The organism is Micromonospora sp. DT178 (assembly GCF_049841695.1).
Lineage (GTDB): Bacteria > Actinomycetota > Actinomycetes > Mycobacteriales > Micromonosporaceae > Micromonospora.
Map to the genome: position 1 here is coordinate 1 of NZ_JBNCKV010000060.1, position 377 is coordinate 377.

At 66.3% G+C, this 377-nt stretch carries 1 protein-coding gene; it reads left to right on the forward strand.

The features are described 5' to 3' along the window. Nucleotides 1-377 (forward strand): hypothetical protein (locus ACLQ22_RS31950; RefSeq protein WP_425695594.1); only part of this gene is annotated, 377 nt, incomplete at both ends.

Consider the following 377-nt stretch of genomic DNA (forward strand, 5'->3'; position numbering starts at 1 on the left):
GGCCTGGTCCGCTCCGCGCAGTCCGAACACCCCAACCGATTCATCCTGCTCGACCTCGACGATGACACCGACCACGGCAACGAACTAGGCAGGACCCTGACGGCGGTGCTCGACAGCGGCGAACCAGAGATCACGGTACGCGCCGGTGAACTGGGCAGGATCCTGACCGCGGTGCTCGACAGCGGCGAACCGGAGATCGCGGTACGGGCTGGTGAACTGTATATCCGCCGGTTGACCCGGGCTGGTGATATTGGCCGGCTGCTCCTGCCTGGCCCTGACCGGTTGCCGTGGCGTATCGATGTGTCAGAGCCAGGCAGCCTGGACAACCTTACGGTGCGGGACTGTCCGGAGGCGATGGCGCCGTTGGCGGCTGGGCA